The 14070-nt window shown below is 57.0% G+C and carries 13 protein-coding genes; 8 read left to right on the plus strand and 5 right to left on the minus strand.

The window, feature by feature from the left end; genetic code table 11:
* From AC1DSG_RS18650 to AC1DSG_RS18660, 3 genes are all read right to left on the minus strand, one after another.
* A partial coding sequence (locus AC1DSG_RS18650) for an extracellular solute-binding protein (protein ID WP_477792199.1) occupies positions 1 to 488 on the minus strand: 488 nt, incomplete at its 3' end.
* Position 489: 1 nt separating this feature from the next.
* Positions 490 to 1398, minus strand: coding sequence for an N-carbamoylputrescine amidase (gene aguB / locus AC1DSG_RS18655; protein ID WP_477792200.1), 909 nt, complete (start codon positions 1396 to 1398; stop codon positions 490 to 492).
* Between the two features lie 4 nt (positions 1399 to 1402).
* Entirely contained in the window at positions 1403 to 2467 is a 1065-nt protein-coding gene (locus tag AC1DSG_RS18660; protein ID WP_477792201.1) for an agmatine deiminase family protein, read from the minus strand.
* A gap of 134 nt (positions 2468 to 2601) precedes the next feature.
* Here AC1DSG_RS18660 and AC1DSG_RS18665 point away from each other — a divergent pair, with 134 nt between their 5' ends.
* From AC1DSG_RS18665 to AC1DSG_RS18675, 3 genes are all read left to right on the plus strand, one after another.
* Positions 2602 to 3468 carry a LysR family transcriptional regulator gene (locus AC1DSG_RS18665; protein WP_477792202.1) on the plus strand — a complete coding sequence of 289 codons (867 nt, stop codon included), beginning with the start codon at positions 2602 to 2604 and terminating at the stop codon, positions 3466 to 3468.
* A gap of 165 nt (positions 3469 to 3633) precedes the next feature.
* Positions 3634 to 5067, plus strand: a complete 1434-nt coding sequence (locus tag AC1DSG_RS18670; RefSeq protein WP_477792203.1) for a DUF1254 domain-containing protein — start codon at positions 3634 to 3636, stop codon at positions 5065 to 5067.
* Positions 5068 to 5116: 49 nt separating this feature from the next.
* Complete coding sequence (locus AC1DSG_RS18675; protein WP_477792204.1) at positions 5117 to 5878, plus strand: bestrophin-like domain; 762 nt, start codon at positions 5117 to 5119, stop codon at positions 5876 to 5878.
* 90 nt (positions 5879 to 5968) lie between these two features.
* Here AC1DSG_RS18675 and AC1DSG_RS18680 read toward each other — a convergent pair whose 3' ends face one another.
* Complete coding sequence (locus AC1DSG_RS18680) at positions 5969 to 8008, minus strand: alkyl/aryl-sulfatase (protein WP_477792205.1); 2040 nt, start codon at positions 8006 to 8008, stop codon at positions 5969 to 5971.
* Between the two features lie 173 nt (positions 8009 to 8181).
* On the opposite strand from AC1DSG_RS18680, the gene AC1DSG_RS18685 reads away from it, so the two are divergent.
* The 4 genes from AC1DSG_RS18685 to AC1DSG_RS18700 all read left to right on the plus strand — a co-directional run bounded on the left by AC1DSG_RS18685 (position 8182) and on the right by AC1DSG_RS18700 (position 11688).
* Positions 8182 to 9141 (plus strand): LysR family transcriptional regulator, encoded by a 960-nt coding sequence (locus AC1DSG_RS18685; protein WP_477792206.1) that lies wholly within the window; start codon positions 8182 to 8184, stop codon positions 9139 to 9141.
* Positions 9142 to 9278: 137 nt separating this feature from the next.
* On the plus strand, positions 9279 to 10061 hold the full coding sequence (locus AC1DSG_RS18690; RefSeq protein ID WP_477792207.1) for a PaaX family transcriptional regulator C-terminal domain-containing protein: 783 nt from the start codon (positions 9279 to 9281) through the stop codon (positions 10059 to 10061).
* A 57-nt stretch (positions 10062 to 10118) separates the two neighbouring features.
* On the plus strand, positions 10119 to 11108 hold the full coding sequence (locus AC1DSG_RS18695) for a fatty acid desaturase family protein (RefSeq protein ID WP_477792208.1): 990 nt from the start codon (positions 10119 to 10121) through the stop codon (positions 11106 to 11108).
* Positions 11109 to 11238: 130 nt separating this feature from the next.
* Positions 11239 to 11688, plus strand: coding sequence for a hypothetical protein (locus AC1DSG_RS18700; protein WP_477792209.1), 450 nt, complete (start codon positions 11239 to 11241; stop codon positions 11686 to 11688).
* Between the two features lie 27 nt (positions 11689 to 11715).
* Here AC1DSG_RS18700 and AC1DSG_RS18705 read toward each other — a convergent pair whose 3' ends face one another.
* Positions 11716 to 12729, minus strand: coding sequence for an AraC family transcriptional regulator (locus AC1DSG_RS18705; protein WP_477792210.1), 1014 nt, complete (start codon positions 12727 to 12729; stop codon positions 11716 to 11718).
* Positions 12730 to 12861: 132 nt separating this feature from the next.
* Here AC1DSG_RS18705 and AC1DSG_RS18710 point away from each other — a divergent pair.
* Positions 12862 to 14070: GMC family oxidoreductase (locus AC1DSG_RS18710; protein ID WP_477792211.1), on the plus strand; the 1209-nt coding region annotated here is incomplete at its 3' end.

Below are 14070 nucleotides of genomic sequence, written 5' to 3' on the forward strand. Positions count from 1 at the left end.
GGCTTGAACAGCATGTCCAGGCTATTGACCGGCGCGTCCGGCATGCGCTGTTTGATCTGCTCGGCATTGTAGGTCAGGCCGATGGTGCCCCAGGTGTAGGGAACCGTGGCCTTGCTCGAATGTTCGTAATGCGAACGCAGCTTCTGCAAACCGGGTTCGACGTCATCCATCGCGGTGAGTTTTGACTGATCCAGCGGTTGCAGGCTGCCGGCGCGCATCAAGCGCTCGGCGACCGTATCACCGGGGAAGATCAGGTCGTAACCGCTGCCGCCGGCGAGCATCTTGGCTTCCAGGGTTTCACTGCCGTCCATGACGTCGTAGATCACCTTGATCCCGGTTTCGGCAGTGAATTGGCTGAGCGTGTCCTCGGCAAAATAATCGGCCCAGTTGTACAGCCGCAGGGTTTTTTCCTCGGCGTGCAGCGCCGGTATCGCGCAGCACAGGGCCAGGCCCAAGGCGCCGAGCAAGCGTTTGTTGGCATTGTGCATGTCAAACCCCTTGAGTATTCCAGCGAGAATTGAGGTGACGGCCATCCTGGCTCAACAACGCTCCGTACATGTCCGGACGGCGATCGCGATAAATGCCCCAGCTCAAACGCTCTTCGCGCATGGCGGCAAGGTCCAGGGTATGAACCAACACACCGGTGCTGTCGCGGTCGGCTTCGGCGAGCAATTTGCCTTTGTGGTTACAGATAAAGGAAGAACCGTAGAAGCTCATTTGCAGTTCGGGATCGGTGGTCGCCACTTCGCGGCCGACACGGTTGGCGGCCACCACAGGCAGGATGTTGGCGGCCGCATGGCCGCGCATGGTCATTTGCCAGTGGTCCCGAGAATCCAGCGCGGCGCAGCCAGGTTCAGAGCCGATGGCCGTGGGAAACAGCAAGACTTCGGCGCCCATCAACGCCAGACAGCGGGCGGTTTCGGGGAACCACTGATCCCAGCAGATCCCCACGCCGATGCGCCCGAACGCGGTGTCCCAAACCCGAAAACCGGTATCGCCGGGGCTGAAGTATTCCTTTTCCTGATAGCCGATGGCATTGGGAATGTGCGTCTTGCGATATACGCCCAACAGCCGCCCGTCGGCATCGGCCACGCTCAAGGAGTTGAAATACGCGTTGCCGGCCCTTTCGAACCAGCTCAGTGGCAACACAACGCCCAACTCCCTGGCCAGCGCGGCGAAGCGCTTGAGTACATGGCTGTCGCGATATTCTTCGGCCAGCGCCAGGTGCTTGTGGCTTTGCTCGATGCAAAAGTACGGCGTGGCAAACAGCTCCTGCAGCAAGATGACCTGTGCGCCCTTGGCCGCCGCGTCACGTACCAACTGTTCGGCCTGATCGAGGTTGTGTGGCAAGTCCCAGGTGCACGGCATTTGCGTGGTGGCAATCGTCAGAAGTGTCATGAGATCAACCCTCCACTGGCCACGCCGGTTGCTGCTGGGTGATGCAGTGCACCCCGCCGCCGCCATGGGCCAGATGATTGATCCGCACCGGCACCACTTCGCGTCCGGGGAACGCCTGGCGCAGCACATCGGCCGCGACATCGTCGACTTCTATGCCATAGGCCGGCATGATGATCGCGCCGTTGGCGATGTAGAAATTGGTGTAGGAGGCGCAGAACACTTCGGCGTCGGTGTCGACAGCATCGGTAGCTTCATACAGCTCGATCATCTCGAAGGTGCGCCCGCGGGCATCGGTGGCCAGCTCCATGGCGCGACGGTTCTCGCGAACCACTTCGGCATACACCGAGCCTTGATCGTGGGTGGCGTCGACCAACAGCACACCAGGACGCGCAAACGCACATACGCCATCGACATGGCCGTCAGTCATGTCGCCAGTTACGTAGTCCGGATCACCCGGCAGCCAGATGGTCTTCTTCACGCCCAACAAACGGGTGAAGATCTCTTCCATCTCGGATTTGCTCATGCCCGGGTTGCGATTGGAATTGAGCAGCACCGATTCGGTAGTGATCAACGTGCCTTCGCCGTCGACATGGATCGCGCCGCCTTCGTTGCTCAGCGGAGTGCCGAAGCACGGTAAGCCCAGGTGATTGAGTGCACGGCGCGCCAGGCCTTCATCCAGGTCATGCGCCGACTTACCGCCCCAGGCGTTGAAGCGCCAGCTGACACCGGCCATGCCGAGATGCGGGTGGCAAACGAAACTGGGGCCGGAGTCGCGACACCAACTGTCGTTCACCGCCAGCGGGATCAGCTCGATGTTGGGGCCGCACAAGGCTTTGGCACTGGCCACAGCAGACGGATCGACGACCATTTTTACCGGTTCGAAACGGGCAATGGCGTTGGCCACACCAGCGAAATCCTCTTGCACCTGAGGCAGCGTGACACGCCAACCCGACTCCCAGAGCGTCTGGTTGTGTGGCCATACCATCCACGTCGCGGCATGGCGAACCCACTCCGCCGGCATCCACCAACCCGTGTTTTGAATTTCCTGCTGCTGCTTGACCTGCTGCATGATAAAAAGCCCTTTTAGTTAAGCCATTGTGTTCAATGAAAACTGCCTTGGCGGTCTTGGCATGCATGCTACGGCGGCTAAAACGGGCGAACAAACGATGGATTTTGCGCATAAGTGATTAGGAGAACTTATCGATGCTCAAACACTGGCCGCCACTCAGCACCCTTCGCGGCTTTGAAGCTGCGGCCCGTTTGGGTAGTTTTCACAAGGCCGCCGACGAGCTGAACCTCACCCAGTCGGCCATCAGTCAGCAGATTCGCAGCCTGGAGGCCTACCTTGAACAACCCCTGTTCTTTCGCAGCGGCCGCAGCGTCAGCCTGACCGATGCCGGCCACGACCTGTTCAGCACCACCCAGGCGCTGCTGCAACAACTGGCCGTCGGCATTCGCCGTCTCGGGCAATACCAGAAACCCAATCAACTGGTGCTCAACACCACACCGGCGTTCGCCCGTCACTGGCTGTTGCCACGCTTGGGGGATTTCCGCCGACAGCATCCGGAGGTGGATTTGTGGATCTACAGCACCGATGAAGTCCCGGACATGACCACCCAGACGATCGACATTGCGGTGCGCGATGACATCAGTTCACAGGCCGAATGCAGCTTCAAAGTGCTGCACGCCGACCGCCTCTTTGCGGCGGGTCACCCAAGTCAATTGGCGCTACCGAGTGAACAGCGCACCACCCTGCACGGCGAGCGGGAAATGGATTGGAGTCATTGGGCGGTAGAAGCCGGTATCGACGTTGGCCAGAAAGATCAGGGGCTGAACTTCTCCGATCCCGGCCTGCTGCTGGACGCTGCCTGCGCGGGGCTCGGTATTGCGCTGGCCAGCCAGTTACTGAGTCGGCAGGCGTGCACCAATGGGTTGTTGCAACCCTTGGTGGAACACACCATTCGCGGACCGAACTGGGCGTCACTGACCCATCGTGACAGCGAAAACAATGCGCGGAGTTTTAGTGAGTGGTTGGTGAGTCATCTAGAGGCGGCGAGCTCGATGATGTAACCCTTTAATGTCTGTACGCAGGCGGATCTGAAATGATCCTGCATTCCTTCCYGAGCCATCAATCTGACCTACTCTCTCTATGCTGATCGGGACACTCAAAAAGGCGATTTGATCCGCAGTCGAACGTAAGCCGACGGTCATCGCATTCTTTAAGGAAAAAGACACATGAAACGAGCACGCATGCTGTTCGTCGGCGCGCTGTACAGTGTCATTTCAGTGGTACTGCTGGCCGGCTGTGCAGGCAAGGCTGGCCCTGCTGTCCCCAGCATTGCCGAAACCAAAGCCATAGCGGAAGAAGCCTACCTCTACGGCCTGCCCCTTGTGATGAACTATGCCGTCATGAACGAGTTCGTACTGAACACGAACTCCGGACAATATAAAGCTCCGTTCAATCAGCTACTCAATGAAGCGCGCGTCTTTACCTGGCAGGACACCGCCTTCGTCACGCCCAACAGTGATACGCCATACTCCATGGTCTGGCTGGATCTCCGTGCGGAACCTATGGTCATTTCCGTACCCGCAGTCGACAAGAAACGTTATTACTCGGTGCAGTTCATCGATGGCAACACTTATAACTTCGGCTACATAGGCAGTCGCGCCACTGGGCCGGAGCCTGGCGCCTACCTGGTCGTTGGCCCTGACTGGAAAGGTTCGCTACCTGTCGGAATCGAAAACGTCTTTCACTCGACCACCCCCTTCGCGCTTACTATTTTTCGCACCCAGCTCTTCGACCCGCAGGACATGCCAAACGTAGTGAAGGTTCAGGCGGGGTACAAGGCGCAGCCACTCTCGGCATTCCTGAAACAACCTGCCCCGGACGCCGTCCCTGACACTGTTTTCCTTCCGGCCACGACCGCGGGCATCAAAGATAACTTCTACCAGTATCTGGAGGCCGCACTTCAATTCGTGCCGGAAACTCCAGCGGATAAAGCGCTCCGCGCCAGGCTCGGCAGCATCGGTATCGGGCCGGAAAAAACCATTGAGTTCAAAGATCTTCCTATGGAGCACAAAGCCGCCATTTCGCTCGCCATGAAGGACGGCGACGAGAAAGTATCAAAGTATCTGTCGCAAGGAATGAAGGGAATCAATGGGTGGACAGTCGGCTCCCTGTTTGGAGACAAAGCCTTTTACAACAATAATTGGTTAATGCGTGCCGCCGCTGCAAAGGCTGGCATTTACGGCAATGATGCTGTCGAAGCCGTTTATCCACTCGCTCACAACGATGTAAACGGTAATGTACTCGACGGCAGTCACCATTACACCCTCACCTTTGCAGCCGGACAGCTCCCACCGGTAAATGCTTTCTGGTCAGTCACGATGTACGACGCCAAGAGTCAGTTCCTGATCAAAAACCCGATCAACCGCTACCTCATCAATTCGTCTATGTTGCCCGGCATGAACAAGAATGCGGATGGGTCACTTACCCTCTATATCCAGTGGGAACCTCCCTGCAAAGAGAATGAAGCGAACTGGTTGCCAGCCCCCGACGGCGACATCTACCTCGTCATGCGCCTCTACTGGCCGAAGACGCTAGCGCCTTCCATACTTCCAGCGGGTTCCGGCACCTGGTCACCACCAGGCATCGTGCAGATACAGTAAACAGCTAATTTCAGCCGTGCGGTTGCGCTGCCATAACTGGAGATTTGAATTGAGCCCTTTTCTCATCGCACTGATTTCTTTTGCATGTGTATTCAGCAGCGCACTGTTGGGTCTTTACATACGGACGTTATTGCCAGAACACCACCTGAGCGATGAATCCATTGCCGTTGTAAAACTGGCGACCGGACTGATTGCGACAATGGCTGCCATGGTGCTTGGGCTATTGATCACGTCCGCCAGACTGACGTTCCAAACGACAAACACTGAACTCACTGTCAACGCGGCCAAGGTGTTTCAGTTCGACCGGACGTTAGCTCGGTACGGACCCGAAACCCAGGACATCCGTGCACAGCTCAAGCGCAACTATGCTGCCGTGATCGAGCTTGTTGCATCGCACGACAGTGCAACGATCTCGCAACTCGACAACCCGCAGGCCATCGGCCATTCGGACGCTATCAGGCAACAGATTGATGATTTGAAGCCAGACAACGATTCGCAGCGAGCGCTCAAGGCTCGTGCACAACAGATTGCCGATGAAGTGCTGGCTGCACGCTGGTTAACATTGCTACAAGCCCAAGGCTCGATTCCCGTTACGTTTCTGATCATTCTCGTCGCATGGCTATCCGTTATCTTCGGCGCGTTCGGCGTGTTTGCCCCCAAAAACGGGACGGTCATTGTCGCGTTTTTTACCTGTGCGCTTTCGGCCTCCGCGGCGATCCTGCTTATTCAAGAAATGAACAGGCCGCTCGATGGGTGGATCGGGGTATCAGTCGAACCGATGCGCGAAACACTTTCTCGTCTCGGACAGTAACCCTGAAAACGTACTCCCGGGTTTTGTGCACCTTGCGCACGACAGGTTTCCACGTGCGCAAGGTTGCTTCACCGTATTGCAGGCGCTGGATTACTGATGGGTGCCTGGTATCAGTTCAAACGCGGGGGAAAACGGGGTGATGGCCGCCATCAACTGCGCGAAGGGTTTAGGGTCGCCCTCGAAGGTGGCTTTGCCAGCCTGGACGAGTTGTTCGAAGCCGGTTTTCCTAGCCATGACGCCTTCTAGATCAGAGCGGTTAATGGTGATCGTGAGGTCGGCATTTTTCGCCTGCTGGCCTTTGATATTGGTCAGCGTCGAATTGCTCAACTCAACCACAAACTGCTCACCATTGTCCGGAGTCTTGAGGTTCAGGACGAGGTGTTGATCCGCCACTTTGCTGCCGTCCAAGGCGATGCCGAGGTATTCCAGCCACAACTCTGTGCTCATGGCGCGGATCATGTCAGGCCCGGTGGTTTKGGGCGGCACGCCCTTGGGCATGCCATGACGCAATTCATTCGCCGCGGCGAGGAAGCTGTTGCGCACGCCGGCACTTTCTTTCTGATAGCCGACTTGCTCATAAACATCCGCCAGCAGGTCCTTGGCCTTGCTGTTTTTGGGTTCGGCGTACACCAGTTTATTGAGAATCTCATAGGCTTCGTGGTACTTGCCCTGATCGAACAGGGATTTGCCCTTGGTCATGATCTTGTCTGCGCCACCCATCATTTCTACATACAGCGGTGCCGAATCTTTAGGAGACAGTGGCATCAGCGTCGCCGGGTTGCCATCCCAATAGCCCAGGTAACGGTTGATCACGGCACGGCTATTGTGCTCTTCCGAGCCGTGGTAGCTGTGAGTCGCCCAGTTGTTTTTCAGGCTATCGGGCAACTTGTAGACGTTTTGAATCTCGTTGATGGTGACGCCCTGGTTAGCGGCATGCAGGACGGCATTGTTCAGGTTGGCGTAGGCATCGCGTTGCGCGCGCATGACGTCCTGAATTCGCTCATTGCCCCAGCGTGGCCAACTGTGGGACGCGAACATGACGTCGGCCTGTTGTCCGTAACGATACAAGGCGTTGTTGATGTTCTTCGACCAAACCAGTGGATCACGGACCAGGGCTCCGCGAAGGGTGTAAATGTTATGGATCGTGCCGATAATGTTTTCAGCTGCCCAGAAGGCCTTGAATTGCGGAAACCAGGTGTTCATTTCCGCCGGCGCTTCGGTGCCGGGTGTATTTTGAAACTCCATTTCCACACCGTCGATGGTCAGGGTTTCGAAATCTTTCGAGATATAGCGATTGGGCTCAATCAGCCCTACGTTGCCATGGGAGGCATTTTTTCCGATAGCCATGTCGACATGGCCGTAGGGGCTGTGCGGCAACATCACACCATATTGGAAGAACGCACGTCGGTTCATGGCATTGCCGGCATAGACGTTTTCCGCCACGGCATGTTCCATGAAACCTTCCGGTGCGATCAAGGGGACCTTGCCACTACGCACATCGGCTTCATCGACCACGCCGCGAATACCACCGAAATGGTCGGCGTGGGAATGAGAAATCACCACCGCTACGACCGGGCGCTTGCCGAGTTTTTCATTGATGAAATCCAGGGCCGCCTTGGCGGTTTCCTTCGACAACAAGGTATCGAACACAATCCAGCCCGTATCACCCTTGACGAAGGTGATGTTGGCCAGGTCAAACCCGCGAACCTGGTAAATCTTGTCCGGAACCACCTCATACAGACCGAAGGCCATGTTCAGTTCAGCCTGACGTTGCAGGGACGGATTGATGCTGTCGTAGTCCTTGCCTWGAGTCAGGAAGTTATAACTGCCCATGTTCCAGGCCACGTTCCCGGCGTCAGCCATGATCTTGGTGTAGGTCGGTGCAGCGATGAAACCTTTTTTCGCTTCTTCAAAGTCGCGCTTGTCCGCGAATGGAAGTGCCTTGCGCACACCTTTTTGCAGGTCGATCGTGTAAGTAGACGGTGCTTTGCCCTTGCTATCGAAGTGCGCATTTTGTGTTGCGGCCGAATTTAAACTTGCGCCGTTTTCATCGGCCGCAAAAATCGCAGGACTGACGCCACTGCCAAGCGTGAATGCCAGCGCCAGATGAAGGGTCTTGTTGTTATGCATGAAAAGTTTCCTGCGCGAAAAGGGGTTACCAAAGAGCGTCAATGCCGTTGTTTGCGCACGGTTTACCTGTGTATGTGCTTCGCCAGCTTGACCCGGTCCGGCCATGAATAGCATATTCATTTGATTACGAAAAATTCCGTTTTCACGCTTTTCGATAACATAAAGGTTATGACATGACGCCACGCCGCCTACGTCAGTTTTTGGCTTTGATTGAACACGCACACTTCGGTCGGGCAGCAAAAGCACTGGGGGTTTCCCAGCCGGCATTGAGCAAAAGCATCCAGGCGCTGGAGAGCGAACTCGGGGTTACGCTGTTCGATCGACGCACAGAAGGCGTCGTGTTGACGGCGTTTGGACAGCTGCTTCGCGAGAAAAGCCAGCGCTTGTTGATGGCCGAGGGAGACCTGCGGCGTGACATCGCCTTGCTGGCGGGAGGTGATATCGGCGCACTGAAAGTTGCTTTGGGTCCCTATCCAAGCGTCACCAGCGGTTACACCGGCATCGCGCGAATGCACGCCAGGTATCCGCACATCAAGGTCACTGCGCATGTCGCCGGATGGCGTGAGGTTGCTCATCAGGTCGCCTCAGGAACGGTGGACCTGGGGATCGCTGAAATCAGCACGTTAATGGGCAGGGAGGAGTTCACCTGTGAGCTGGTGGGTGAGCATGTAGGACGCCTGTTTTGCCGCCCCGGCCATCCACTGCTGGCGAAACGTCGTTCATTGACGTTGGCGCAAACCCTCGATTATCCGTGGGTGGCCTCGCGCCTTCCGCTGCGGCTGGCCAGTCATTTGCTCCCGGCAACGCCAGGCTGTGCTGGCGCTTATGACGCGGTGACGGGTGATTTTGTACCGGCGATAGAGATAGACGTGCCGATGCAAATCGTTAGGTTCGTCGAGTCCAGTAATGCGTTGGCCTTGGGGAATTTGTCGACCTTTGAGCAGGAAATCATGGCGGGTGAAATCGTACCATTACCCATTCATGACCTCGCACTGCGTACCCGTTACGGCTTCATCTACCTCAAAGAACGCTCACTRCCACCCGCGGTAGAGGTTTACATGAAGGAAGTGAGGGCTGTGGAACAGGAAATTTGTCAGCGTGAAAGCCTTCTCGCCGCGATGAGGACGGAGTGAATTGAGCAGAACATCTGGCTGCCCCTCGTTTGCGCATCAAGCGCTGATAATTACATAATTTATTTTTTAATTACCTATTGTGTAATGTTACAGGCCAAGCTAATTTCCTGCCGCAAGCGTAATGACGTGGGAAAACAATGAAACCTTGCGCAAAAAGCCTGGTGCTCGAACTACTGGTCGCTAAAAACGGTGCTCCCTTGCAGGTCAAGGAAGCCATCGTCGCGTGCGGGCTATTCGGAATCAGTGAAAACAACGTCCGGGTCACGCTGGCACGCCTCACGATCGAAGCATTGATTGAAGGTGCGGGGCGCGGTAGTTATCAGCTGGGTCCGCAAGCCAAGGACATCTCGGCGCAGCTGTTTGGGTGGCGTAGCGTGGAGCAGCCTCTGCGGCCGTGGGACGGTAGTTACCTGATGGTCGCGTGCAACGCCTTGGGTCGCAGTGACCGCAACGTCTTGCGCCAGCGTGAACGTGCGCTGCACATGTTGGGCTTCGCGGAACTGGACAAGGATCTGTACGTGCGCCCCAACAATGTCGAGCCGGATCTCGACGCTGTACGGCGACGTTTGATCGAGCTCGGCCTGGAGCCGGCCGCCCTGGTTTTCCAGGCCACGGGCTTCGAAGACGCGCAAGCGCAGCGAATACAAAGCCTGTGGAATGGCGAGTTGCTTAACGACAGCTATCGCCGCCATTGCGAGCAACTGGAAAGCTGGACCCTTCGTGCCGAGCAACTGAAGTTGGAGGCAGCCGCACGCGAGTCTTTCATCCTCGGTCGCGAAGCCATCCGCCAGATCATCTTCGATCCCCTGCTGCCGACCCCTCTGGTCGACGTGGTGCTGCGCACCGAATTCCTTGCCTGCACCCAACGTTTTGTGGACCACGGTCACCAGATCTGGCGCACTTTTTTGCAACAGCCCTAAAGCCCCAACTGACTCATCACCCAGGCCGGCTACAGGCCTTTGATGTCGAGGATAGACATGCATAACAAAACCAAAATCAGCGATATTCTCAGCCGCGACGAAATCAAATCCTTTAGCGAACGCTCTGATGGCTGGGGCGCGTGGGCAGTGGGTTCTACCTGGGGGGTGCTGGCCCTGACCTTCATCGGTCTGGCCTGGGCTCGCGACCTTTTGCCCTGGTGGGGATTCAGCCTCGCCCTGATCCTGGGTGTGGTTATTATTGCCGGACGCCAGCTGTGCTTCGGGATTTTGCAGCACGACGCCGCGCACGGCACTTTGTTCAAGAGCAAATGGTGCAATGACGTACTGGTCGATTGGTTGTGCGCTCGGCCGATCTGGAATGAGCTGCGCAAGTACCGTCCATATCATCTGACCCATCACGCCAAAACGTCTACTGTCGACGACCCCGATCTCTGTCTGGTGGCGGGGTTGCCTACGACTCGCCGCTCATTGATGCGCAAGTGCCTGCGTGATCTTTCAGGCGTGACCGGCCTCAAGTTCCTGGTGGGACGCTTGCTGATGGATGCCGGCGTGCTGCAATGGTCGTTGACCAGCGATATCCGTCGCCTGCCCCAGGAGGGTCGCCGCTGGTGGGACTACCCGCGGACCTTCTTCAAAAACGCCAGCGGCATGCTCCTCACCAACGCCCTGCTCCTTGCCGTGTTGTGGATCAGTGGCAATGCCTGGCTATACGGCGTTTGGGTACTGGCCTATATCACCCCGTTCCCGCTGTTCATCCGCATTCGCTCCATGGCGGAACATGCCTGTCTGGAGTCAAGCCCGGACGTACTTCGCAATACCCGCACCACACGCGCCGGCTTGATCGCCCGCGCTTGCGTGGCGCCGATTCGGGTCAACTTTCACATCGAGCATCATCTGATGGCCTCGGTACCGTATTTTCGCCTGCCGAAATTGCATGCACTTTTGCGACAGCGCGGCATCGTGCCGGAGCCACCCACCTACCTGCAGATGCTCAAGCGCGTGAGCCTGCGGGTTAACGATGTCTGACTGATAAACCGGGGCGTCCAGGGATTTTTGGGGGGACTACAAAAGTAGAGGTTCAAGAATGCGACACCGCATTAATGAGCTATACCCAATACGTCCCCCCATGCACTTCTTCCATTACTGGAGATTGGCAATGAAATTCTACACTCCTCTGGCAGCGCTGTTGGTCACCGCAAGTCTCTTTGGCTGCACCAGCTCATCAAACCACTCGATGAACCTTCCTCTGACAGCGACCCACGCCAATCCCGGGAAGATAGCTACTACGTCGTTGACTAGCGTGGGCGATCAAACCAATTTCGACTTCTACATCACAGGTGTTCCAGTCGGAACCATCATGCCCCCGCGCATCTTCACCTTCATCAACAAAGGCAGCTGCCAGCAACCCGGGCCAGTCGCCTATGCATTGAACGACAAGGTCAATACTGAACCCAATGCGGGAACCGGTGGGTGGACCTTTTACAGAAGCGCGCCGATCAAAATGCAAGACCTGCTTGCCGGCAATTACTCCGTTCTTCTGCGTACCTCACCCGAGGATGGCAACACCGATATTTTCTGCGGCAATGTCGCGCAAGCGACTAAATGATTTGCTCTGGATAGTGGAGCGACCTCATCAGAGGTCGCCAGTCCCAAGCAACTGACGACGCCTGGCTCCTGGCGACAGGGAAAACCAGCGCCGGCAAGCGCGATTGAACACGCTCTGTTCGCTAAAGCCAAGTAGACCGGCGACCTGGGACATCGGCATGTGCCTTTCCGCCAGATAGTGGTCGGCACGTTCGCGGCGAAGGGCCTCAACCACTTCATCGAAACTTCGCCCCTCCTCCGCCAACCGTCGTTGCAACATGCGCACGTGCATACCGAGTTGCTCGGCAATCAATGGCAAACGGCAACGCTGTATCGGCATCATGCGCAAGACCAGGCGTTCAACTTGATTGACGACACTCGATGTCGCTTGCAAGTCGAACTGGTTGAAATACTCCTCCAGTGCGTGATGCAAGTAGGGGGCATGTTGCTCGAGTGGCTGACTCAGTTGTTCGTCGCGCAAAACCAGTGCGTTGCAGGATTGGCCCGTGTACACCGTCGTTTTGAAATAGCGCCGGTAAGTCTGCGCAGGAGCGAGATGACTGGCTAATAGAACCGACTGGGCAACGAAGTTATCGCCATACAGCAACTTCATACCGTTATGCGCGACACCCATTGCCAGCTCCACCATTTGCCGTCGCGGGCTCGGTCCGGAGAGTCGGATATCGATCACCAGACGCGGAGCCCGGGCCTCACTCAGGTCGAGATCAAGCTGGATGCCGGGGCTGTGGTAACCGATAAAACGGATGACTTGCGCCAACGCCTCTCCCGCCGTTGCACACGTTCGAGCGATCACCGCAATCGGCCCGAGTACATGCAAGTCCTGATACTCGGCCATGCGCAGACCAAAATCGGGGCACTCCAGCTCCCGCGCGGCAAACTCCAACAGCCCTACCAACGAACGCAGCGGCACGCGCGCGTCCTCGTCCTTCAGCAAGTCCGGATTGATGCGGAAGCGTTCAAGCATCAGGTCAGCTTGTCCGCCTAGCTGGCTCGTCACTTCACGGAACCCGGTAAACGATGTTGTTCTGATCAAAGAAGTCATGTCGTCAAAGATCAAATAAATGTCATCAAAGGTCAATAGTTTTCTATATGTTTCAGCCAACAATCCATCCCACGTATCCACTGTTGCTTCCTTGTGAAGCAGCCCCTGTTCGCTCATCGGGATCATGCTGTGATGGAATTCGACTACGTAATCATCGGCGCCGGCTCAGCCGGCTGCGTCCTGGCTAATCGCCTGAGTTCAAATCCCAATGTCACGGTGTGTTTGCTGGAGGCCGGTCCGGAAGACCGCTCGCCGCTGATCCATGCACCCGTGGGCGTCGCTGCGATTCTGCCGAGCCGACATGTCAATTGGGCATTCCAGACAGTACCGCAACGTGGCCTGAACGGACGTTGTGGCTATCAGCCGCGCGGCAAGGTGTTGGGTGGCAGCAGCTCAATCAACGGCATGGTGTATATCCGCGGTCATCACAGCGACTTTGACGACTGGCAGGCCCTGGGCAATCAGGGATGGTCGTTCGCCGACGTGCTGCCGTACTTTCGCAAGAGTGAAATGAACCACCGCGGAACCTGCGACTATCACGGCGCAGATGGCGAACTCTACGTCGGCAAGAACCCGATACATCCGGCTACCCAAGCCTTTATCGAGGCGGGGCAGATGGTCGGACACCGGCATAACCCCGACTTCAACGGCATCGACCAGGAAGGCATCGGTCAGTATGACGTGACCATCCGCGATGGTCGGCGCTGGAGCACGGCGACGGCTTTCCTCAAACCGATTCGACATACCCGCAAAAATCTCACCGTACTGACCTCGGTCGCCGCCGAGCGCATCGTATTGGAAGGCAAGAAAGCCATCGGCGTGGAACTGCGCATCAAGGGCAACCGCCAGACCATCAAGGCCCGCCAGGAAGTACTGCTCAGTGCCGGATGCTTTGGCAGCCCGCACTTGTTGATGCTTTCGGGGATCGGCCCGCAAGCGGAACTCAAGCCACAGGGCATACCGGTGCAGCACGAACTTCCCGGTGTCGGGCAGAACCTGCGAGACCATCCGGATGTCGTGCTCAGCTACAAGAGCCACGACACATCCTTGATGGGCGTCTCCCTGCGCGGCAGCCCGAAGATGGGCAAGGCGTTGATCGACTATGTCCGGCATCGACGCGGCCCTTTCGTCAGCAACTTCGCCGAAGGTGGCGCGTTCCTGAAAACCGATGCCAGCCTTGCTCGCCCGGATATCCAGTTGCATTCGGTGATCGCGATGATTGACGACCACAACCGCAAGCTGCATTGGGGCCATGGTTTCAGTTGCCACGTCTGCGTGTTGCGCCCCAAGAGCGTCGGCAGCGTCGGTCTGCAATCGAATGACCCGAGCGCCCCACCGCGT

It is taken from the genome of Pseudomonas sp. P5_A12 (assembly GCF_056400685.1).